Here is a 23,670-nt window from a genome sequence, read left to right on the forward strand (position 1 = left end):
ATTAAACACATTGTCATAATGTATAACAAAACTGTATTTCTAATCTTAAGTTTTATCTTACTGACCTCTCCCGTATTCGCTGAGAGGATAGTGGCTATCGTAAACGATGATATCGTGACCGAGTCGGAATTAGAGGGCTTCATTCAATTTACTGAGCTTGAATTGTCCTCGCGCTATGAGGGAAAAGGCCTGGAGGAACAAATGGCGCTTGTGCGCAAGGACGCGCTCAATACGATAATTGAGAACAAGCTCATACTCCAGCAGGCAAAGAAAGAAGGCGCCCAGGTTACAAAGCGCGCGCTTGACAAACGCGTGGAAGAGATAAAAAAGAGGTATCCGTCTGAAGAGCTCTTCAGGATGTATCTGATCCAGCGCGGGCTGACGCAGTCGGATATTGAAGAGAGGATAACGGCTCAGATGCTTATAAAGGGCTTTATGGAAATGAAATTTGAGTCAAACGTGCACGTTTCTCCCGCGGAGATAACGCGTTATTATAAAGAGCACGGCGATGAAATAAAGAAGCCGCAAATGAGAAAGGTCTCGGCGCTGGCCATCAAAGACAAAGACGCGCTTTACGGCGCCCTTAACAGGATAAGAACAGGCGGCGGCTTTAAAGAGGCTGCCGATGGCGAAACGGCAAGCTTTATAGATATGGGTATTGTGAGCGAAAAAACGTTAAGAAAAGAATTCGACGAGCTGGTTTTCAGGCCCGCCTCACCGGGTATTACCGATCATATTGAAGTCGACGGCGTATATTACGTATTCAAAATAGATGAGATCATGCCTGAAGAGCGGCTGGCCCTGGATGAGGCGCAGCCGCAGATAAAGGCGATCATTTCGTATAACAAGGTCACCAATAAGATCAAATCCTGGTTGAAAGAAGTCAAGGAAAGATCGTATATCGCGATCAAATGAGGAGGTGAGAGAATGAGCTGGAAATTATTCTGGCAGATAGTGTTGTTGATAGTGATAGCGGCGGTAGTCGCGTCTGCTGCCAAGGTCGGTATGCTGCGCTGCAAGTATATGGGCGGGTCTATGCAAATGAAGATGATGCAGGGCGGGCGCCATATGATGCCGCCTAAATAGACATGAGGATCAAAGTCGGTATCACGATCGGTGATCCTTCGGGTATAGGGCCCGAAGTAACGGTAAAGGCGTTGTCATCTTCTTCAATAGATAACTCCGCTGATTTTACGATCATAGGAGACAAACACGCCTTTACGCGCGCGGCAGGAAGGTCAACGCTCATAGAGCGCGGCAACGTTGATTTTATTGATTTAAGGAACCTGAACCGGAAAAATTTCGCTTTCGGCAAGGTGAGCGCGGAATACGGCCGCGCCTCAGTTGAGTATATCAATACCGCCGCGGATCTCATAAAAGCGGGCGCTATTGACTGCCTTGTAACCGCTCCTGTCAGCAAGGAAACTATTAACAAAGCAGGTTATAGATTCCAGGGCCACACAGAATACCTCGCGGGGCTTTTTGGGGTGAAAAAATTTCTTATGATGCTTACCGCGGGGCCTCTACGCATAGGCCTGGTAAGCCGTCATATCCCCCTAAAGCAGGTAGCGCATAAGATCAGCAGGCAAGATGTAATAGATACAATCCTGTTTACCCACCGGGCGCTTAAGCAACTGTTCGGTATTAAGAGTCCTGCAATCTTTGTCTGCGGCCTTAACCCGCACGCCTCTGACGCCGGCCTCATCGGCAAAGAAGAAATTACCGTTATAGAGCCGGCGGTAAAAGCCGCGTCAAAAATGGCAAAAGGCCTGAAAGGCCCGCTTCCGGCTGACAGCGCCGTGCTTCTGGCAAGCAGGACAAAGGGAAGCGGCCTGGTGGCGATGTATCACGACCAGGCATTGATACCGCTTAAGCTTATAGGCGAGAATAAAGGCGTTAATCTGACCGTGGGCCTGCCTTTTGTCAGGACGTCTCCGCTTCACGGCACCGGCTTTGATATCGCGGGAAAAAACAGGGCCGATGCCTCCTCAATGATCGAAGCCGTAAAAACCGCCATCAAATGCGCGCGTATCCTAAAAAGAGGTTAGGCCAGAATTTCCTGGTTGAGAAGAATATCAGGAAAAAGATACTGGATATCTGTTCTTTTAAGCAGGGCGATACCGTATTGGAGATCGGCGCGGGCAGGGGAGAGATGACCTGTCTGATCGCGCCGCTGGTAAAACGGCTGATCGCCGTAGAGTTTGACAGAGATCTATGCGAAGGCCTGAAACCACGGCTGAAAGAATTCGGCAATGTTGAATTGATATGCGGCGATATCTTAAAAGTAAATATCGCCGGCCTGGGTAAGGGTAAACGCATAAAAGTATTCGGCAACATACCCTATTATCTCACCACCCCCATCATAATCCACCTTGTCAAACACAAGAAGCATATCAGTAATGTCTATTTGACCGTGCAAAAGGAATTCGCGCGGCGCATAGTCGCAAAACCCGGCTCAAAAGATTACAGCTCATTCAGTATTTACTGCGGTTATTACCTGATGCCGCGTCTTGACTTTGTTATCTCCAGGGGGTGTTTCTACCCTGTCCCTAAAGTAGATTCGGCGTTTTTGAATATTGAAGTAAGGAGAAGGCCTCCTTGCATAGCCGGCAATGAGGAGTTTTTCTTTAAAATTGTCAGAGCCGCCTTTAACCAGCGCAGGAAAACCCTGAAAAACTCCCTCAAGAAGATCATCGATCCCGTGGAACTATCTTCAATTCTGGCAAAACGCGGCCTGAGGCCGGATATAAGAGCCGAGAAGTTAAGCATAGACGATTTCGCCTATATAAGCAGGAAATTTTTGACCCAGAAAAAAGATATACGAATATGTTGACAACCTGCCATAAATCGTATATAATTTCTCATCGGTAATTCCGGTATTTTTTCACATAAATATCTGCAAACAAAGGGGTTAACAAATGGGCGAGTGGATTGGCATTAACAAGCGGGCAAGGAAATGTTACGGGTTTGATGATGTGGCGCTGGTGCCGGGCATGGTTACGGTCAACCCGAATGAGGTAGACGCGTCTCTTAAGATCGCCGGAAAGACATATAAGATCCCGATCATGGCGGCGGCAATGGACGGCGTGGTTGATGTGAAATTCGCGGTTGAAATGTCGCGGCTGGGCGGCCTGGCCGTCCTTAATCTTGACGGCGTGCAGACCCGCTATGAGAAGCCCGATGAGATCTTAAATAAGATCGCCAAGGCCTCCGTTGAAGAGGCGACGCATCTTGTCCAGAGTTTATATCTTGAGCCGGTAAAAGAAAAACTCATAGGCGAGCGCGTTAAAGACATAAAAAAGCAGAAAGGCACGGCCCTGGTAAGCTGCATACCCGCTAACGCGGAGCGTTTCGCGAAGATCGCGCAGGAGGCGGGCGCGGATTTCTTTGTGGTCCAATCCACAGTTACGAGCACGCGGCATATGGCCAGGGAATACAAGGCGCTTGACCTGCATAAGTTCTGTAAAGAAACGAAGATCCCCGTCATTATCGGCAACTGCGTAACATACGAGGTAACATTAGAGCTGCTTGAGACCGGCGCTGCCGGCCTGCTTGTAGGCATAGGGCCGGGCGCTGCCTGCACCACAAGAGGCGTGTTAGGCATAGGCGTGCCTCAGGTAACTGCCACGTTAGATTGCGCCGCCGCGAGGGATTTCCATTATAAGAGGACAGGCAATTATATACCTGTTATTACTGACGGCGGAATGAGGATAGGCGGAGAGATCTGCAAGGCGTTTGCCGCCGGAGCCGACGCCGTGATGGTAGGGTCGGCGTTTGCCAAGGCAAAAGAGGCGCCGGGCAGGGGCTTCCACTGGGGCATGGCAACTTCAAACGTGAACCTGCCGCGCGGTACCCGCGTAAAAGTAGGGACCACCGGAACACTTGAAGAGATACTGTTCGGACCTGCCAAGGTTGATGACGGCTCACAAAACCTGATGGGAGCGCTTAAGACATCAATGGGTTCGTTAGGGGCCGCCAGCGTAAAACAGATGCACGACGTAGAGATCATAATCGCGCCTTCCATACAGACGGAAGGAAAGATATTTCAGGTAGGCCAGAGAGTGGGGATGGGCAAATGAAAAAGAAAATAAAATCCAACCGGCTGAAAATGATAAAACGTTATGCCAGAAGCAAGCCGTCCATTCCGGTAAAGCAGATGCGGCCGATACTTGTCCTGGATTTCGGCTCTCAATACACACAGTTGATCGCCCGGCGGATACGCGAGAACAGGGTATTCAGCAGGATAATCCCTTATAATACACCCGCGGAGGAAATCAAAAAGCTTAACCCATACGGCCTGATTCTTTCAGGAGGCCCCGCTTCGGTCTACGAAAAGGATGTCCCGCTTCCAGATAAAAAGATATTTCAGTTAGGCATACCTGTTCTGGGCATATGCTACGGCATGCAGGCGATCGCGCGCATCCTGGGCGGCAAGGTAAAAAGCGCGACCAACAGGGAATACGGCAAGGCGGAGTTGTTCATAGACAGCATGAAGGACCTGTTTTACGAAATGCCGGGCAATCTCAGCTGCTGGATGAGCCACGGCGACCTGCTCACGAAACTGCCTCCCGGTTTTGTCAGTATCGCGCATACGATGAATTCCCGGGTAGCCGCCATAGCCAACAGGCAGAGGAAGATCTACGGCGTGCAGTTTCACCCGGAAGTCATGCATACCCAGAAGGGCGCGGAGATCCTGGGGAATTTTGTTTATAAGATCTGCGGCGGCCGCACAAACTGGATCATCGGCTCGTTTATAAAGCGCGCGGTGGAAGACATAAAAGCGGCCGTGGGAAAGAAAAAGGCGGTGCTGGGCTTAAGCGGCGGCGTGGATTCTTCGGTTGCCGCGGTGCTTGTGCACCGCGCTATAGGAAAAAATTTGAAGTGTATCTTCATAGACAACGGCCTGCTGCGCAAGGATGAGCCGCAGCAGGTAAAAAAGACCTTCAAGGAAAACTTCAAGATGAACGTAAGCTTTATAGACGCGTCCAGGCGCTTCCTTGATAAATTAAAGGGAGTGGTTGACCCGGAAGAAAAACGCAAGATCATAGGCAATGAATTCATAAAGGTATTTGAACATGAGGCGGCAAGGGCCAAACATGTTGAGTTTTTCGCTCAAGGCACGATCTATCCTGACGTAATAGAATCACGGTCCGCCTTTGGCGGCCCGTCCGCGAGAATAAAGACGCACCACAACGTAGGCGGGCTTCCGGAACACATGAAGCTGAAACTCGTTGAGCCGCTGAAGGACCTGTTCAAGGATGAGGTGCGGCAATTAGGCAGGGAATTAGGCATACCCGACCCCATCCTTCAAAGACAGCCGTTCCCGGGGCCCGGGATGGCGGTAAGGGTCATCGGCGAGGTAACCGCGGACAGGATAAGGATCCTGCAGGAGGTAGACCGGCGCCTGCTTGAAGAAATAAGGGCGGCCGGGCTGTACGAACAAATATGGCAGTCCTTCGCGGTGCTTTTGCCGATAAAGAGCGTCGGCGTCATGGGCGATCAGCGTTCCTATGAGAACGTGGTCGCCATACGCTGCGTCACAAGCAACGACGGAATGACCGCGGACTGGGTGCCTTTGCCTTACGAGCTGCTCGGAAAGATATCCAACCGCATCATCAATGAAGTAAAGGGCGTGAACCGGGTAGTGTACGACATTTCCTCAAAGCCTCCGGCTACGATTGAGTGGGAATAAATAAGCGTAAAACGTAAAGCGAAAAGCGCAAAACTAAAGTGTAAAACTTAAAACTAACAAACAAAAACTTTAAACTTTACGTTTTGGTTTTACGCTTTGCGCTTTACACTTTTCGCTAATCAATAATGCCTCATTCCGATTTTGTCCATCTGCACGTCCACACTCAGTATTCTCTCCTTGACGGCGCCTGCCGTATACCCGAACTGATAAATACAGCCGTACACCACAAGATGCCTGCCCTGGCAATTACAGACCATGGCAACATGTTCGGGGCCATTGAATTTTATCTTGAATGCCAGAAACAGGGGATAAAACCCATTATCGGCTGCGAGGCATACATAGCTCCCGTAAGCCGCCTTAATAAAGAGCCGTCCGGAATACAAGAGGCCGCTAACCATTTTATACTGCTGGCAAAAGACGAAGAGGGCTACAGGAACCTCTGTAAACTTGTTTCCATCGGATACATTGAAGGCTTCTATTACCGCCCGCGGATAGACAAGGAAGTGCTGGCGCGATACTCAAAAGGCCTGATAGGGCTTTCCGCCTGCCTTAAAGGGGAAATACCCTGCCTCATACAGGAAAACCGGTATAATGACGCCTTAAAGGCGGCTGACGATTTCCTCAATATTATGGGTAAGGGCAACTTTTTCCTTGAGATCCAGGAGAACGGCATCCCCGAACAAAAAAAGGTCAATGAGCACCTGTTAAAGATAGCCAGGGAATTATCAATAGGCGTAGCCGCCACAAACGACCTGCATTACCTCAAAAGGGAGGACTCCGCGGCGCATGAGGCGCTGCTCTGTATCCAGACCCAGAACACGCTTGCCGACCCCGGCCATATGAAATTCCAGACAGACGAGTTTTATTTCAAGACCCCTGATGAGATGAAAAAGATGTTCGGGGATACGCCTGAGGCGATAAAAAATACTCTCCTGATCGCGGAGTTATGCAATCTGGAAATGGACTTTTCCAAGATACACCTTCCATCTTATCATCCTCCCGACGGCAAGAACTGCCAGGAATTTTTGAGGCGCCTGTGCGATGAAGGCCTGCGCAGAAGGTTCAAAGAAGTATCCGCGCGTATAAGCCAACGGCTGAAACAGGAACTCACCATAATAGAAAAGATGGGCTTTGACAGCTACTTTCTTATTGTCTGGGATTTCATAGACTATGCCAGGAAACAAGGCATACCGGTAGGGCCGGGCAGAGGTTCTGCCGCCGGAAGCCTGGTCAGTTACCTGCTAGGTATTACCGACATAGACCCGCTGCAATACAACCTGATCTTTGAAAGATTCCTTAATCCTGAAAGGATGGGCCTGCCTGACATAGACATTGATTTCTGTTACGAAAGAAGGCAGGAGGTCATTGATTATGTGGCGCAGAAATACGGCAAGGATAACGTCGCCCAGATCATAACCTTCGGGACCATGCAGGCGCGCGCCGTGGTCAGGGACGTAGGCAGGGTGATGAGCATACCTTATGCCGATGTTGACAGGATCGCCAAGCTGATACCTTATGACTCAGTCACTTCTTTAAGGGGCGCGGTGGAACAGGAGCCGGAACTGAATAAGATGTACAAGACCGACCAGCAGATCGAGCAGCTTATGAGCACCGCCTTTTCTCTGGAGGGCATGACGCGGCATGCCTCCATACATGCCGCCGGCGTAGTGATCACGGATAAACCCCTCACTGATTACCTGCCCTTGTTCAAGACCGGAGACGACCAGATCACCACGCAATACAGCATGGGCATATTGGAAAAGATAGGCCTGCTCAAAATGGACTTTCTGGGCCTGCGGACGCTGACGGTAATAGACCAGGCCGTCAAGATAATCAAGAGGACAAAGGGCGTGGATATAAATATTGAGGAGCTGCCGTTTGACGATAAAAATACCTTCCGGCTGCTGGCCTCCGCCCATACAGGCGGCATATTTCAAATAGAAAGTTCGGGCATGCGCGACCTCTTGAAGAAATTGATCCCCGAACGCTTTGAGGACCTGATCGCCCTGCTTGCTTTATACAGGCCCGGCCCCATCGGCTCAGGCATGCTTGATGACTTTATCCAGAGGAAGCACGGCAGAGTAGCCATAAGGTATGACCATAAGAGCATGGAGCCGATACTGGCTGAGACATACGGGATCATTGTCTATCAGGAACAGGTAATGCAGATAGCCTCTTCACTGGCGGGTTTCACGATGACGCAGGCGGATATGCTGCGCCGCGCCATAGCGAAGAAGATACCGGAAGTCATGGAAGAGCAGCGCAAGATATTTATCGACGGCTGCCTGAAAAAGAACATCAAGAGGGGGCTGGCGGAAAAGATATTTGATCTGATTGAGTACTTTTCGGGGTACGGCTTCAACAAATCACATTCAGCGGCGTACGCGATGATCTCCTATCGCACCGCCTACCTCAAGGCCAATTACCCCGTTGAGTTCATGTCCGCGCTTCTTACCTCAGAATGCGATAATACGGATAAGATAGTGGAATACGTGAACGAAGCTGAAAGGATGGGGATAAAGGTCCTGCCGCCGGACATAAACGAGAGTTTTATGAACTTCGCGGTAATAGACGATAATACCATAAGGTTCGGGCTCAAGGCGGTCAAGAATGTGGGCGCCGGCGCCATTGAATCCATCGTCAGATCGCGCGGCGAAAAGGGCGCGTTCAAATCTCTGGACGATTTCTGCCAGCGCGTTGACCTGCGCCTGGTGAACAAAAAGGTGACGGAAAGCTTGATCAAATGCGGGGCGTTTGATTCATTCAAGCTCTACCGCGCGCAGATGATGGCCGCGCTTTCTTACTGTCTTGATTCGGCCTCAAGACTGCAAAGAGAGCGTTCCAGCGGCCAGTTGTCCTTCTTTGGCGACGGCCCGGGAAATAATCCGGCATTCAACACAAAGGGCACGGACATCCCGGATATAAAGGAGTGGCCTGAGCCGCAGCTGCTCGCCTTTGAAAAAGAGATGCTGGGATTTTATATAAGCGGCCATCCGCTTGCCGGATACGCGAAGACCCTCAAGCGCTTCGTGTCCTGCCATACGGGAAACATTACATCGCAGTCAGACGGGCAGACGGTAAAACTGCTCGGCCTTATCGCCAAGATCAAACAGACGCTTACACGGGCCAAACAGGAAAAAATGGCTATATTGAAGTTAGAGGACCTGGAGGGTTCGGTTGAAGTGCTGGTATTTCCTCAGACCTTTCAACAGTACTGGCGCAACCTTCAGCCGAATAACGTCGTGCTGGTGAAAGGGCGGTTAGTCCTCAAAGAAGAAACGCCCAAGATAATCGCCAGCGAAATACAACCCATTGAACATATCTACAATTCAATAAGTTCCGTAAATATAGACCTGACCGGCTTAAAGGAGAATGTCCTTAAGAGCCTCAAAGAACGCCTGGCCTCTTCTCCCGGCAAGGTACCGGTCCTGCTTCATTTAAATAACGGAGGCAGGCAGAACGTCCAGATCATGGTAGGACAGGGTTTCTTCATTACTCCCACACCCGAACTTATCCGCGACTTTGAAGAGCTTATCGGAGAAAAAAAATTTTCCTTTATAGTCTAGCCCCCTGCATTTTTTCCTTGATTTCATAAGGTTTTGCTGGTATTATAGTTACAAAGTTATCCCTCGCGTAAGCGCTTGTAGATTTCTTCGAAATCTACTGCGCACGCTTCGGGATCAATTCGCGCAACAACTTACGTCACTTCGTTCCGTAAGTTGTGCGCTCATTGAGGAGGTGTAAGAGTATGACAAAGAAAGATATAGTGCTGAAGGTTGCCGATGAAACCGGCATCAAACAGACCGACGTAAAAAAGGTGGTGCAAAAGAGTTTTGACTGTATCATTGAAGGCCTGGCACGCGGCGAAAAGATAGAACTGCGCAATTTCGGTGTCTTCAAGATCAAGCAAAGACGGCCGCGCACAGGCAGAAACCCCAGGACGGGAGAGGCTGTTCCGGTGCCTTCCAGAAAAGTGGCGATTTTTAAGCCGGGTTTGGAGATGAAACAAAAGATCAAATAATGTATAAGACAATCAGGGGCACAAAAGATATTCTGCCTGAAGAGGCGCTATTGTGGCAGGAGGCCGAAAGCAGGGCGCGGCGTATCTTTGCTGTTTACGGATATAAAGAGATCCGCACGCCGCTATTGGAAGAGGCCGAGCTGTTCAACCGCTCTTTGGGTGAAACCACCGAGATAGTCCAGAAGCAGATGTTCTTGATCAAAAGGGACAGCGACACGATCGCCCTGAGGCCGGAAGGCACGGCCTCTGTAGTCAGAGCATGGCTGGAAAACCATCTGGACAAACAAGAGCATTTTTCCAAACTGTATTATCTGGGGCCGATGTTCCGCGCGGAACGCCCGCAAAAGGGGCGCTTGAGGCAGTTTCATCACATCGGATGCGAGGCGATCGGTTCCCTTAGCGCGGAATTGGACGTTGAGGTCATTTCTCTGTTAAACAGGATCCTCGGCGAAATAGGGGTAAAGGATTTTGAATTAAGGATAAACAGCCTTGGCTGCGCCGAAGATAAAAAAAGATTATCGGCCGCGCTCAAGAAGTCGCTGAAGGGGCAGTTAAAAGAGCTCTGCGAGGACTGCGTTGAGCGTTACCAGAGAAACGTACTGAGGATACTGGACTGTAAAAAAACCGAATGCAAAGAGGCGGTCGGCAAGCTGGACATCCTTGACAGTTACCTGTGTGAGGAATGCGGCAGCCACTTCAAAAGCGTATTAGAAGGCCTTTCTTCTTCGGGTATACCATATAAAATGTCAAACCAACTGGTCAGAGGGCTTGACTACTACACGAGGACGGTGTTTGAAGCGACATCGGATAAACTGGGTTCGCAGGACGCGCTTGCCGCCGGAGGAAGATATGACATGCTGATAAAAGAACTTGGCGGCGATACTGAAGGGGCGGTAGGTTTCGCGCTGGGCGTGGAAAGGGCGATGCTTTCAATGGATGGCGGGCTTAAAATACCGCAGCATCAACTTCAGGCATACATCATCCCTTTATCACGGAATGCGCGCCAGGCCTGCCTCAATACTCTCCAGGCGTTGAGAAATAATAATATAATATCGGATATGGATTATGAAAACAGGTCGCTAAAGGCGAATATGCGCAAGGCAAATGATATCGGCGCGAGGTTTGCCCTGCTTGTGGGCGACGATGAAATAAGCAATAAATCCGTAGCCATAAAAGACATGCTATCGGGAACGCAGGAATCGGTCGCCGTAGATAACTTGCAGCGTATTTTAAAGGATAAACTGGGATCATGAAGAGGACTCATACTTGCGGACAGCTTACCGAGAACAATGTGGGCAAAGAAGCGGTGCTCTGCGGCTGGGTGCACAGCAGGCGCGATCACGGTAAACTGATCTTTATAGACATAAGGGACAGGGACGGGCTTACACAGGTCGTGTTCATCCCTAAGGAAGCGCCTGAGGCCCATAAGATAGCACAGGACCTGAGGCCTGAATTCGTGATCTCCTTGAAAGGCATCGTAAATTTAAGGCCTGAAGGCACGCAAAACCCCCGTATTAAAACCGGGATGGTCGAGGTGCTGGCAAAGGAGCTTGAGATATTAAACCAGGCCAAGACGCCTGTTTTTGAAATAGGCGATGCTCAGGAAGTAAACGAAGAGTTAAAACTGAAATACCGCTACCTTGACCTGAGAAAGCCGGGGAGTTTCGGAAATATATTTATGCGCCACAGGCTGTTCTCCCGCGCCAGAAACCTGCTGGAGAAAGAGGGTTTTATTGAAGTGGAGACCCCAATATTGACAAAGTCAACTCCCGAAGGCGCCAGGGACTACCTTGTGCCTTCACGGCTTAATCCGGGGTCATTCTACGCGCTTCCGCAATCGCCTCAGTTATTCAAACAGATCCTGATGGTCTCCGGGTTTGATAAATATTTCCAGATAGCCAAGTGTTTCCGCGACGAAGATTTAAGGGCGGACAGGCAGCCGGAATTCACCCAGTTAGATATTGAAATGTCTTTCATTGACGAAGAAGATATATTCGCGCTTTCAGAGAAACTGGTAAAGGACATAGTGAAAGAGCTGCGCGGCATAGACATCAACATACCGTTTCCCCGCATGAGCCACGCCGAAGCGATAAGTGAGTTCAACAGCGATAAGCCGGATGTAAGAAAAGACAAGGATTCCAGGGAAGAACTCGCGTTCGTCTGGGTCACCGATTTCCCTTTGTTTAAATACAACGATGAAGAAAAGAGATGGGAGGGCGAGCACCATCCCTTTACCGCGCCTAAGGAGGAGGATATAGACGGCCTTGAAAAAAACAAGGAAAAGGCGAGGGCGCGTTCTTACGACCTGGTGCTCAACGGCAACGAGATAGGCTCCGGGTCCATAAGGATACATAATTCCCAATTACAGGAAAGGATCTTTAAGATCATAGGCATGCCTGCCGAGGAGATTGAAAAGCGCTTCGGATTCCTTATTGAGGCGTTTAAATACGGCGCCCCGCCCCATGGCGGCATAGCGTTCGGGTTAGACCGGTTCCTGGCCATACTGCTTGATCAACCGAGCATCCGCGATGTCATCGCCTTTCCCAAGACGCAGAAAGGCCTTTGCCTGCTTACCGACGCGCCCTCAGGCGTGGATGAGGCGCAATTAAAGGCGTTAAATATTTCTATAAGTAAGAAAATAGAGAAGGAGGAAAAATGAAAAGGGCGCTATCATTGCTTGCAGCGGGTCTGTTCCTGGCGGCGTTAAGCGGCTGCGTGGAAACCAGGTCATACACGATCATGAAGGAGAGGCAGGACCAGTCTCTCGCGGGCAACCGCGGATACATACAGGGCAACGTTCCTGCCGGCGTAAGCACCGAGAAAGAAAGAAGGGTATACCGGGAACACAAGGTTTTAGAAGTTGAGGTCTTTACGCCGTCAGAGATGAAAAAGGCGAAAGCAAAAAGAAACATCCCGGCCCCGGTAACCGCGCCGTCAGCAGTAGAGCCGATGCCTGAAGATAAATCTCCGGCTGAGGGTGTTTTTACCGAACGCGATATACCGCGGGAGTTGGAAGAGACCGAAGAGATAACTTACGACATCTATGTCGTAAAAAAGGGCGATACGCTGGAGAAGATATCAAAGGAAGTGTACGGAGACCTGAAACAATGGAAGAAGATATATGACGCGAATAAAGAGCAGCTAAAGACCCCCGACCGCATATACGCCGGACAGAAATTAAAAATACCGGGAAAATAAGCGTATGGAGAGAACGTTAAAATTAAATAATATCCGGGAAGCCCAGGAATTATTCGGCCGGCAGGATAAGAACCTCAAGATAATCGAGCATGAGCTTAACGCCGTGATCAGCGCGAGGGACGATACCGTCAAGATCAAAGGGTCTAAGAAAAACGTGGACAAGGCCTGTTCTGTTATAGAAGGCCTGTTGGCCCTGGTCCGCGAAGGCCGCGGCTTAGACAAAGAGGACATACATTTTCTACTAAGGTCTTTTAAGAACCCTTCCGCGCGGAGAAAAACGGCGCATTTATCTCCGGTAGAAATAGGCGCGTCCCTTAAAGGGCGGGTGATCGGGCCTAAAACAGAGGGGCAGCGGGAGTATGTTGAGGCGATAAGAAGATACGACCTCGTATTCGGAATGGGGCCTGCCGGCACAGGCAAAACATATCTGGCAATGACAATGGCTGTTGATTCATTCAAGAAAGGCGAAGTAAACCGTATAATACTCACGCGCCCCGCCCTGGAAGCAGGAGAAAAGCTGGGGTTTTTACCGGGGGATATGGTCGAAAAGATATCGCCGTATCTCAGGCCGTTATATGACGCGCTTTATGACATGATGGACGCGGAAAAGATCGAAAAATACATTGAAACCGGCACCATAGAGGTGGCGCCCCTGGCTTACATGCGCGGCAGAACGCTCAATGACGCGTTTATCATACTGGATGAGGCGCAGAACTGCACGGTAGAACAGTTAAAGATGTTCCTGACGCGTTTAGGTTTTGATTCCAAGGCGGTTATTACTGCCGACCCTACGCAGAGCGACCTGCCCGGAGGAAAACCCATAGGGCTGCTGAAGGCGCAGGAAATATTGAAGGACATAGAGGATATTAAATTTATCTATTTCAGCGGAGCCGACGTAGTCAGGCATGAACTGGTACAAAAGATCATAGAGGCATATGAAAAAGCGGGCGCTAAAGAATAAGTTGTTGCTTTTGCTGTGGGTCGCGTTGTGCGTCTTCGGCGTATTCGCGCTGGATATAGAATCCTATTCCCTGTTGGCGCTCATCGCGCTGGCGGTTTATCTTACGGCGCTGACAGCCGGGCCCGCGCATAAAAGGCCGAGGCCGCTGCACCTTATATTCATTTTCGTGCTCTTTCTTTCCGCTGCCAAGCTCATCCTCAGCAATAACCTGCCTGTTTTTTACATACCCGTCTGCGCGGTGTCTTTTCTGGTCACCGTGCTTTTCAACGACCTGCTGCTTTCGCTTATCATGACGCTGCTTTGCGGGCTCTTTGCCGGGATAATAGCCGGCAACAGCCTGCCGCTAAGCACGTTATTTATTACAGGGGGATGTTTGGCGACATTGCTGGTGTGGAAGGCGCACAGGCGTTCGCAAATCATAAGCAGCGGGCTTATCGTCGGCCTGATCCAGGTTGTCTCGCTGTTTATTATAGACAAATTTAAATTCTATACCTTTGCGCGTTACAACTACCTTGTGCTTAACGGCTTGTTTTCCTCTATCTTTGTGGTAGGAGCCCTGCCGATATTTGAATACCTGTTCAAGGTGGTCACCAACATTAGCCTTCTGGAACTTACCGACTTTAACCATCCGCTGCTGAAAAGAATGGTGCTTGAGGCGCCCGGCACCTATCACCACAGTTTGATAGTGGGCAATCTATCTGAGGCGGCGGCTGAGGCGATAGGCGCCAACCCGCTTCTGGCCCGCGTCGGGGCGTATTATCACGACATAGGCAAAATAGAAAAAGCGGAATATTTCAGCGAAAACCAGCTTCCCGATGCCAGCAAGCATGAATCGCTCGCCCCCTCCATGAGCAAAATGATAATCATGAACCATGTTAAAGAGGGTGTTGACCTGGCAAGGCGCTACAAACTTAACCAAGCCATTGTGGATTTCATACCTCAGCATCACGGCACAAGCCTCGTATATTATTTCTACAAGAAGGCGATGGAGGGCATTGAAGGAGGAGAGGCCGTAGAAGAGGAGGTATTCCGTTATCCCGGGCCGAAACCACAGACCAAAGAGGCGGCGATCGTCCTCCTGGCTGATTCGGTAGAGGCGGCAACACGCGCGCTGTCGGAGCCCACGCCGACAAAGATAAAAGAAATAGTGCGCAAGATCATAAACAACAAGTTCATTGACGGCCAGCTGGATGAATGCGACCTGACCCTTAGAGACATGGAAAAAATAGCGGACGTATCCACTCATATTCTCGGCGGTATTTATCACGCGCGCGTAGCGTATCCTGAAGAGCATGAAGGTGCACATAAAAAACAGCCAAGGGCGGCTGCCCATCACCAGGGAAGCGATAAAAAAGACAGCCGCCAGGGTCTTTAAAGATAAGGGCCTCAACAGCAGGCATATTGAGCTGTCGCTTGATTTTGTGGGAAGGAAAGAAATAAGGCGCCTCAACAGGCGGTATTTTCATAAAGATTCCCTTACCGACGTCATATCCTTTCCCATACAGCCGCCGCCGGGCATATTGGGCGACGTGGTCATATGCGTTGATACGGCACGCCTTAACGCGCTGGAATTTAAGACTTCATTCAAATACGAAATATGCCTTTACATAGTCCACGGCATACTGCACCTTCTTGGTTACGACGATATGAGCGCGGCTGACAGAAAAAAAATGCGTGCGAAAGAAAAGGCCATACTGGGATCATTGCGATACCTATGTCCATCCACAAAACAGACGCGGTAATCCTCAGCAGGGTGCCGGTAAGGGAAACCAGCCTGATAACCACCCTGTTTACCAGGGACTTCGGCAAAATAAAAGGCCAGCTTAAAGGCATGCACGCTGAACACGGGAAGTTCGCCTCTACGCTGCAGTCATTCTCCCTCAACCAGATCGTTTTCTACAAAAGCAGGCATTCCGAATTCAACCTCATCAGCCAGTGCGACTTGAGCGATAATTTCAATAATATAAGGATGGGCCTTGAGGCGACCTACGCGGCATATTTCCTGATCGAATTGACCAATACGCTTATGCAGAATGAAGACGCTCATCCGGATATATTTGATTTCCTTGTGGAATGCCTCAGGGTTATGGATAATGGATCGCAGCCGCAGAAAATATCGGTCATTTTCCAGATAAAGATGCTTAACATCTGCGGGTTCAAACCGCACTTTGACTCCTGCGTCTCTTGCCTTACGGCATTGGATGACAGGGCGTTTTTCAGCCTTTCAATGGGCGGCATGCTCTGCCGTAAATGCCTGCACAGAGACGCTGAGGCGAGGCCGATATATAAAGGCACTATATCCACCATCCTGCATATTGAGAAAAACGGCCTGCAGGACAACCTGAGGATCACGCTGACAGGCAAGGTCAAAGAAGAGCTTTCGCTGATGCTGAGGTCGTTCCTTGATTTCCACCTGGACAGGGAATTACGTTCCAGAAGATTTATTGAACAAGGGGTGATGGCATGAAAATAGTAATAGTGGGGCCGGGGGCTATAGGCAGCCTGTTTGCCGCGCATCTGGCCAGGAAGAATACGGACGCGGAAGTAACGCTCTTTGATAAATCGCCTGAAAGGGCGGAGGCCTTAAGAAAAAGCGGCATATCCGTTGAAGGGGTATCGGGAAAATGGCAGATAAAGACCACTGTTGAAACAGACCTTAGGGCGTTCGAGGGCTGCGAGCTGGTGATGCTCTGCGTAAAATCATACGACACAAAACCGGCCATAGAAAAGATCAAGAGGGCGATACCGGAAAGCGCTTATGTCCTTACGCTGCAGAACGGCGTAGGCAATATAGAGAATATCTCCGAGGCAATAGGCCAGGAGAGGGTGATCGCGGGCATTACAAATGAGGGCGCCACGCTTATAGAGGCCGGCCGCGTAAGGCACGCGGGCAGGGGAGAGACGGTCATCGGCAAACCAGACGGAAAAATACCGGTAGAAATGCGCAGGATACGCGAGCTATTCAACGCCTCGGGGCTGGAAACCAGGATAAGCAGGGATATACACGGCCTTATCTGGTCAAAACTGATCATCAACGCCGGCATAAACGCCCTTACGGGAATAACGCGGCTTGCCAATGGAAAACTGCTTGAGTTTGAGGGCTCAAGGAATATATTAAGGGACGCTGTTACTGAAGCCGTAAAGGTAGCGAAACGCAAGCGCATAAAGCTCGCCTATGATGACCCGTTGGCAAAGGTGGAATCCGTATGCGAATCCACCGCTGCTAATATCTCTTCAATGCTCCAGGATATATTAAGAAAAAAGAAAACAGAGGTGGATTATATAAACGGCGTCATCGTAAGGCAGGCCCAGAGCATGGGGATCCCCTCGCCTGTAAACAGAATGCTGCTGGATCTGATCAAGACCATAGAATCCAGTTATGAGTACATGGTTGCATGAAAAGATCATCCATTATACTCATCTCACTCGGCATATCACTTTCTCTTATATCATATTTCTCTTTAATTCGCCGCGTACAGACGTCGTCATTTATTCTGAAAGCGAATAACACGCGAGATGCCGGCCTTAAAGAGGCGAACGTCCTTCTCAAAAAGAGAATGGATAACGAAGCGGAACTGATCTTCCTGGACATACTGCGACAGGAACCCGGCAATATAGACGCCTCCTGGGGCGCCGCGGAAGTCATGAGAAGAAGATATCAACTCGGCAGATCCAGGGAGATCCTGCAGGACATACTGGACAAAAACCCTTTTTACAATAAGGCAAAGATAAGCCTGGCTTATATCCTGTCTAAAGACGGGGACGCGGGCAAGGCGCTTAAAATGATCAGGTCGGTCATAGATTCAAGCGCCAAAAACATTACAGACGCCTCTGACCTTGCCATGGCCTATATGCTGCTGGGTAGTATAAACGCGGAGCGTTCCGCGAAAGGCGGGCTGTTTGGCAAGGTAAATTACGGGCTTAAGATAAGAGCCAATTTTGAACGCGCGAATGCCCTCGCGCCCGACCTGCCTGAAGTACACCTTGGGTTAGGCACATTTTACCTGCGCGCTCCGAAACTATTCGGCGGCAATATCGCAAAGGCGGTCAGAGAATTGAAAACAGCTGTGGAGATCGCGCCTGGTTTCGCCACGCCCTATGCCCGCCTGGCAGAGGCATATATTAAGTCAGGAGATGAAGAAAAATATAAAGAATATCTGCAAAAGGCCCTGGCGCTTGACCCGGAGAATGAAGTGGCTTTGGATTTGATAAAAGAGACAGATGAACAATAAATTAATAGCGGAGATATTCTACAACATCGCCAAGATACTGGAGATCAAAGGCGGCAACCCGTTCAGGATACGCGCCTACGAAAGGGCGGCGATGAACATTGAAAACCTGAGTGAAGATATAACCTCCTATATCAACGAGGATAAACTGCGGACAATAGAAGGCATAGGCAAAGACCTGGCAGAAAAGATAAAAGAGATAGCGCGGACAGGTGGGCTAAAGGAATATGAAAAGTTAAAAAAGGCCGTGCCGGAAGGCGTAGTTGACCTTATGAACATTCCGGGGCTGGGGCCGAAGACCGTAAAGATGCTCTACGATAAACTAAAAATAAAGAGTATCAGCCAGCTTAAGCAGGCCATAGCAAAAGGTAAACTCAGCGGCCTGGAAAAGATAAGGGAAAAGACCATAGAAAACATAAAACAGGGGATAGGCATCGTGGAAAGAGGGAGGGAACGGATGCCGCTTTCCGAGGCCGGCATGCTTACGGACGAGATATTGAATTCCCTTAAAGGCATACGCGCGATAAAGAAAATAAGCGCCTGCGGCAGCTTAAGAAGGCAGAAAGAAACCATAGGCGATATAGACATACTGGCCGCGGCCGCGAAAAGAGACGAGCCGCGAGTGCTGGATAGATTTACAAAAATACCCCAGGTAAAAAAAATCATAGCCAAAGGCGGCACAAAGTCATCCATACTTATAAAGGACGACCGGCAGGTCGACCTGAGGGTAGTTGAGGAAAGATCCTGGGGGGCGGCCCTGGTTTATTTCACCGGCTCAAAAAACTTCAATGTAAAATTAAGGCAGATGGCTATAAGAAAAGGCCTGAAGATAAATGAATACGGCGTATTCAGGGAAAACAGGTATATATGTGGCAGGGAAGAAAAGGACGTGTTTGCTCAACTCGGCATGCCTTATATTGTCCCGGAGCTGAGGGAAGACATGGGTGAGATTGAATTAGCCATGAAGGGCAGATTGCCTGATCTGATCAGCGCCGGTGACATAAAAGGCGACCTGCATACGCATTCCGCTTATTCCGATGGACAGAATTCCATACTGGAAATGACAGAGGCCGCCAGGGATAAGGGGTATTCCTATATCGCCGTTACAGACCATTCTCAGGGGCTCAAGGTCGCCGGCGGGCTTTCCGCGGCGGAACTTAAAAAGAAGAAAAATGAGATAGATAAACTCAACTCAAGGATTAAAGGCATAAGGATACTTTTCGGCGCGGAGGTTGACATTGATTCGGAGGGCGGTCTGGACTACAGAGACGACATCCTGGCTCAGTTTGACGTTGTAGTGGCTGCCATACATACGGGGTTTAAACAATCGCGACAACAGTTTACTAAAAGAATAATAAAGGCCTGCCGGAATAAAAACGCGCACATCATAGCCCATCCTTTCGGAAGGTTGTGGGGCGTGCGCGAGCCGTACCCGCTGGATTTCGAGAAGGTGCTTGAGGCGGCGTCCGACACAAACACGCATCTGGAGATAAACTCATTCCCTTCCCGGCTTGATCTAAACGATATGAACGCTCGGCTGGCCAGGCAATCAGGCGTGAAGCTGTCCATAGCCACCGACGCGCATGGCATACACCAGCTTGACGCCATGAGGTTCGGACTGGCAGTGGCGCGCAGGGGATGGCTGGAAAAGAAAGATGTCATAAATACGCTGCCGCTTGAGGGACTGTTGAGGATATTGAAAAAATAGAAAAATCAAAGCGCTAACCTATCTAAAAAGCAGGAGGTAAAATGGAAGACAAGGCGATAGGCATCTTAAATGAAAAGATCAAGAAAGAGAACGCGTTCTTAAACCCTTTAATCTCAGAGATAGAAAAGGTCATAGTCGGGCAAAAATATATGCTGGAACGCCTGTTCATAGGGCTTCTTTCGGGAGGCCATATATTGATCGAAGGCGTTCCCGGGCTGGCCAAGACACTGACGGCTAAGGTGCTCGCCCAATCCATCAACACGAAATTCCAGCGTATACAGTTCACGCCTGACTTGCTGCCCGCCGATCTGATCGGCACCCTTATCTATAACTTCAGGGATAATGCCTTCATCACAAAAAAGGGGCCGATATTTGCCAATATCATACTTGCCGATGAAATAAACAGAGCCCCGGCAAAGGTGCAGAGCGCCCTTCTTGAAGCCATGCAGGAAAGACAGGTCACCATCGGCGAAAACACCTTTAAACTGGATGAACCGTTTATAGTTCTGGCAACGCAGAACCCCATAGAGCAGGAAGGGACATACCCGCTGCCGGAAGCTCAGGTGGACAGGTTTATGCTGAAATTGAAACTCACATATCCGGATAAGGAAGAGGAGCGCAAAATATTAAAAAGGATGAGTTATACCGAACAAGGTATCCGCGTCAATCCGGTCATAGACGCCGGGCAGATAATGAGATCAAGGAAGGTGGTGGATGAGATCTATGTGGACGACAAGGTACAGCAGTATATAATCGACGTCGTGTTCGCCACCAGATACCCCAAGAATTATAAATTAGACGCGCTCGCCGGGCTTATACAATACGGCGCCTCGCCGCGCGCGAGCATCTACCTGACACTCGCGGCCAAGGCATACGCGTTCATACAGGGAAGGGGATTTGTCACCCCTCATGACGTAAAATCAATAGGCATGGACGTTTTAAGGCACCGGATAATCATAAGTTATGAAGCGGAAGCCGAAGACATGTCCTCGGAGGATATCATTAAAAAGATATTTGAAGAAATCGAGGTGCCTTAAACACAATGATCCCGAAAGAAGTCCTTAAACAGATAAAACGAATACAAATAACGACCTCCCATCTGGTCGCCGATATGTTTGCCGGCCAGTATGAAAGCGTTTTCAAAGGGCAGGGCATAGAATTCTCGGAAGTAAGAGAGTACCAGCCCGGAGACGACATAAGGAGCATAGATTGGAACGTGACGGCCCGAGCCGGCGCTCCTTACGTAAAAAAATTCGCGGAAGAGCGCCAGCTTACGTTAATGCTTCTTCTCGACGTATCCGGCTCCAGCCGTTTCGGGACAACACAAAGGTTTAAATCGGAGCTGGCTGCCGAGGTCTGTTCTGTCCTGGCATTCTCCGCCATACAGAATAACGACAGGGTGGGGCTGATCATTTTTACCGACCGCATAGAAAAATTTATCCCTCCTAAAAAAGGCGTCAGGCATGTACTGAGGGTCATAAGGGAGGCGCTTTACTTCAGGCCAAACGGCAGCGGCACAAATATTTCGCTCGCCCTGGAATATTTAAACAAGGTGACCAGAAAGCACACGATCTCGTTTATCATTTCCGATTTCTTTGATAAGGAATTCAAGAGGCCGTTGTTTGCCGCGAATAAAAGGCACGACTGCGTGGCGATAACGATCAACGACCACAGAGAAACAGATCTGCCCGATGCCGGCATAATAAACTTAAGCGACGCGGAGACCGGCAAACAGATCTACCTGGACACCTCAAGTCCGGAATTAAGAGGCGTATATCATGAAGAATCCCTGGGCCGCGTATCCAAACGCGACAAGATGTTCGCCTCTATAAATATGGACTCCGTGAACCTGATGGCGGGAGAATCGTATGTCAAGCCGCTCATAAAGTTTTTCCGCGTCAGGCAAAAAAGAATACATTGACAATGAAGACCAGGCGAAGACCGCTGTATTATTTTTCAGGCATACTTACCTTACTGCTGTTTACCTCGCACCTGATCTCCTCGGTAAAACCGGCCAGGATGCGGGCAAATATAGATAAGACCAATATTCACATAGGAGACATCGTCCAATATAGAATAACCATTGAATCGGGGAAGGCGCTTGAAGTTGAATTCCCCGATCTTTCCGCGGCCATGCCCGGTTTTGAAATAAAGCGTAGGGTATCTAAGGCCAGCCCGTTTCTCTTTTTCGCGCCGAAACGCTACTCAGCGGTCTATACCGCTTCTACTTTTTCGGTATCAGATTCCATGGTAGGCCCCATGGAAGTAAAATACAGGAGAAAAGGCGGCAAGGAATGGAAGGTGTTTAATACCCCCCAATTCATCCTTAAGGTAGAATCCCTTCTTAAAGACAACCCTCAGGATATAAAGGATATCAAGCCGCCGATAGAAGGCGCTGTCATAGCTAAAGCTATGCTGAGAAACTCCGCGGTAACAGCGGTAATAGCGTTAGTTATGATCTTAGCGGCCGGGCTCTTCTGTACTATCAGGAAGGTTATGAGGCGGCAGCCAAAAAGAGAGATCCCGCTATATGAAACCATACAGGCCGAACTCAAGAAGATCAGATCCAGCGGCCTGATCGAACAGGGAAAAACGAAAGAATATTACCTGGGGATCTCCAACTGCCTGAGGAAATACCTGGAAAAACGCCTGAGTTTACCCGCGCCTGAGATGACGACCGAAGAATTCCTTCATAACCTGCAGAATATTTCTGTAGTTCTTATGCCCGAACAAAAGAAACTCTTGGAAGAGTTTTTGAGGCATTGCGATATGGTAAAATTCGCGAAATACGAGCCTTCTCAATCCGAAGCAGAGGCCACTTTTCAATCGGCGTATAAGCTGATTGAAGAGATGCAATAATTCAAAATGAGATTTCAGAATCCTATATATCTTTTTCTCTTACTGCTGGTCCCGTTATTCGTTTATCTTTGCAGGCGGCGCACGCAAGCGGGCCTGACCTTTTCCAACATAGAGATCTTTGGGGGGCTGCAGCGGACGTTTAAACAGCGGCTCGCTAAAAACATCCCGTTGATGCGCGCGTTATCCTTAGCCCTTTTAATAGCGGCCCTGGCAAGGCCTCAGACGGCTACTTCTGAATCTACGGTAAAAAGCAAGGGCATAGACATCATACTCGCGCTGGATATTTCAACCAGTATGCTGGCAGAAGATTTTACCCTTGATGGAGAAAGGCAGAGCCGGCTGGACGTAATAAAACAGGTAGCCGATAATTTTATCAACCTGAGAGAAAAAGACAGGATAGGCATAGTGGCCTTCGCGGGCAGGGCATACACGGTATCGCCGCTCACCCTGGACCATTCCTGGCTGCTGACCAACCTTAACAGAGTTGAGATCGGGCTTATTGAAGACGGCACAGCCATAGGTTCAGCGATCGCCTCTTCAATAAACCGCTTAAAGGACTCGACGGCAAAATCCAGGATAATAATCCTGCTTACCGACGGCATTAACAATACGGGCAAGATAACCCCTGCCGGGGCAGCCGGTATCGCCGGCAGGCTGAAGATCAAAATTTATACCATAGGCGCCGGTTCAAAAGGGCTGGTGCCTTATCCGGTAAGTAACGTATCGGGTAAAAAGATCTACCAGCCCATACAGATCGACATTGATGAAGACACCCTGAGGGAGATAGCCATTGTCACCAGGGCCAAATATTACAGGGCGACAGACACAGATACGTTGAAAAAGATATTCTCAGATATCAATAAACTGGAGCAGGCGCCGCTTGAGGAAACGGCCTATAAACATTATAATGAACTCTCGGCGCACTTTATAGCAGCGGGCTTTATATTGCTTTTACTTGAAGTACTGCTGTCCAACACGATATTGGCAAGAATACCTTAAACA

21 protein-coding genes and 1 pseudogene are annotated in these 23,670 nt (G+C 49.4%); all 22 read left to right on the forward strand.

Translation table 11 applies throughout. The annotated features are described in order from the left end of the window. Positions 1-18 precede the first annotated feature (18 nt). The 22 genes and pseudogenes from PHR44_05175 (at position 19) to PHR44_05280 (ending at position 23,667) form a co-directional block, all read left to right on the forward strand. Positions 19-915: a peptidylprolyl isomerase gene (locus PHR44_05175; protein ID MDD4910053.1), complete on the forward strand. Its 897-nt coding sequence runs from the start codon at positions 19-21 to the stop codon at positions 913-915. 12 nt (positions 916-927) lie between these two features. Further along, on the forward strand, positions 928-1,086 hold the full coding sequence (locus PHR44_05180) for a hypothetical protein (GenBank protein MDD4910054.1): 159 nt from the start codon (positions 928-930) through the stop codon (positions 1,084-1,086). 2 nt (positions 1,087-1,088) lie between these two features. Further along, complete coding sequence (gene pdxA, locus PHR44_05185) at positions 1,089-2,048, forward strand: 4-hydroxythreonine-4-phosphate dehydrogenase PdxA (GenBank protein ID MDD4910055.1); 960 nt, start codon at positions 1,089-1,091, stop codon at positions 2,046-2,048. Further along, positions 2,021-2,833: a 16S rRNA (adenine(1518)-N(6)/adenine(1519)-N(6))-dimethyltransferase RsmA gene (gene rsmA / locus PHR44_05190; protein ID MDD4910056.1), complete on the forward strand. Its 813-nt coding sequence runs from the start codon at positions 2,021-2,023 to the stop codon at positions 2,831-2,833. Before pdxA ends, rsmA begins: the two co-directional genes overlap by 28 nt. A gap of 85 nt (positions 2,834-2,918) precedes the next feature. Beyond that, on the forward strand, positions 2,919-4,079 hold the full coding sequence (locus PHR44_05195; GenBank protein ID MDD4910057.1) for a GuaB3 family IMP dehydrogenase-related protein: 1,161 nt from the start codon (positions 2,919-2,921) through the stop codon (positions 4,077-4,079). Between the two features lie 77 nt (positions 4,080-4,156). Next, positions 4,157-5,692, forward strand: coding sequence for a glutamine-hydrolyzing GMP synthase (gene guaA, locus PHR44_05200; protein MDD4910058.1), 1,536 nt, complete (start codon positions 4,157-4,159; stop codon positions 5,690-5,692). A 125-nt stretch (positions 5,693-5,817) separates the two neighbouring features. Continuing rightward, complete coding sequence (locus PHR44_05205) at positions 5,818-9,258, forward strand: DNA polymerase III subunit alpha (protein ID MDD4910059.1); 3,441 nt, start codon at positions 5,818-5,820, stop codon at positions 9,256-9,258. 182 nt (positions 9,259-9,440) lie between these two features. Further along, on the forward strand, positions 9,441-9,713 hold the full coding sequence (locus tag PHR44_05210) for an integration host factor subunit beta (protein MDD4910060.1): 273 nt from the start codon (positions 9,441-9,443) through the stop codon (positions 9,711-9,713). Then, a complete protein-coding gene (gene hisS, locus PHR44_05215; GenBank protein ID MDD4910061.1) occupies positions 9,713-10,966 on the forward strand; it encodes a histidine--tRNA ligase in 1,254 nt (417 codons plus the stop codon). The genes PHR44_05210 and hisS overlap by 1 nt, the downstream gene beginning before the upstream one ends. Beyond that, on the forward strand, positions 10,963-12,372 hold the full coding sequence (aspS, locus tag PHR44_05220) for an aspartate--tRNA ligase (GenBank protein ID MDD4910062.1): 1,410 nt from the start codon (positions 10,963-10,965) through the stop codon (positions 12,370-12,372). The genes hisS and aspS overlap by 4 nt, the downstream gene beginning before the upstream one ends. A gap of 383 nt (positions 12,373-12,755) precedes the next feature. Beyond that, positions 12,756-12,911: pseudogene (locus PHR44_05225) on the forward strand (LysM peptidoglycan-binding domain-containing protein). A 4-nt stretch (positions 12,912-12,915) separates the two neighbouring features. After that, positions 12,916-13,872 carry a PhoH family protein gene (locus PHR44_05230; GenBank protein MDD4910063.1) on the forward strand — a complete coding sequence of 319 codons (957 nt, stop codon included), beginning with the start codon at positions 12,916-12,918 and terminating at the stop codon, positions 13,870-13,872. Further along, positions 13,847-15,247: an HDIG domain-containing protein gene (locus PHR44_05235; protein ID MDD4910064.1), complete on the forward strand. Its 1,401-nt coding sequence runs from the start codon at positions 13,847-13,849 to the stop codon at positions 15,245-15,247. Before PHR44_05230 ends, PHR44_05235 begins: the two co-directional genes overlap by 26 nt. Next, positions 15,165-15,614 carry an rRNA maturation RNase YbeY gene (gene ybeY, locus PHR44_05240; GenBank protein MDD4910065.1) on the forward strand — a complete coding sequence of 150 codons (450 nt, stop codon included), beginning with the start codon at positions 15,165-15,167 and terminating at the stop codon, positions 15,612-15,614. The genes PHR44_05235 and ybeY overlap by 83 nt, the downstream gene beginning before the upstream one ends. Beyond that, positions 15,587-16,339 (forward strand): DNA repair protein RecO, encoded by a 753-nt coding sequence (gene recO / locus PHR44_05245; protein MDD4910066.1) that lies wholly within the window; start codon positions 15,587-15,589, stop codon positions 16,337-16,339. Before ybeY ends, recO begins: the two co-directional genes overlap by 28 nt. After that, complete coding sequence (locus PHR44_05250; protein ID MDD4910067.1) at positions 16,336-17,271, forward strand: 2-dehydropantoate 2-reductase; 936 nt, start codon at positions 16,336-16,338, stop codon at positions 17,269-17,271. The genes recO and PHR44_05250 overlap by 4 nt, the downstream gene beginning before the upstream one ends. 158 nt (positions 17,272-17,429) lie before the next feature. Then, positions 17,430-18,104, forward strand: a complete 675-nt coding sequence (locus PHR44_05255; GenBank protein MDD4910068.1) for a TRAP transporter TatT component family protein — start codon at positions 17,430-17,432, stop codon at positions 18,102-18,104. Continuing rightward, on the forward strand, positions 18,094-19,809 hold the full coding sequence (gene polX, locus PHR44_05260) for a DNA polymerase/3'-5' exonuclease PolX (protein MDD4910069.1): 1,716 nt from the start codon (positions 18,094-18,096) through the stop codon (positions 19,807-19,809). The genes PHR44_05255 and polX overlap by 11 nt, the downstream gene beginning before the upstream one ends. Before the next feature lie 41 nt (positions 19,810-19,850). Further along, entirely contained in the window at positions 19,851-20,846 is a 996-nt protein-coding gene (locus tag PHR44_05265) for a MoxR family ATPase (GenBank protein MDD4910070.1), read from the forward strand. A 5-nt stretch (positions 20,847-20,851) separates the two neighbouring features. Next, the gene (locus PHR44_05270; protein ID MDD4910071.1) at positions 20,852-21,730 is read left to right on the forward strand and encodes a DUF58 domain-containing protein; all 879 of its coding nucleotides are present in this window, start codon (positions 20,852-20,854) and stop codon (positions 21,728-21,730) included. Positions 21,731-21,732: 2 nt separating this feature from the next. Continuing rightward, on the forward strand, positions 21,733-22,668 hold the full coding sequence (locus PHR44_05275) for a hypothetical protein (GenBank protein MDD4910072.1): 936 nt from the start codon (positions 21,733-21,735) through the stop codon (positions 22,666-22,668). 6 nt (positions 22,669-22,674) lie between these two features. Next, on the forward strand, positions 22,675-23,667 hold the full coding sequence (locus PHR44_05280; protein MDD4910073.1) for a VWA domain-containing protein: 993 nt from the start codon (positions 22,675-22,677) through the stop codon (positions 23,665-23,667). Positions 23,668-23,670 lie beyond the last annotated feature (3 nt).

It is taken from the genome of Candidatus Omnitrophota bacterium, assembly GCA_028707125.1.
Taxonomy (GTDB): domain Bacteria; phylum Omnitrophota; class Gorgyraeia; order Gygaellales; family JAQTUX01; genus JAQTUX01.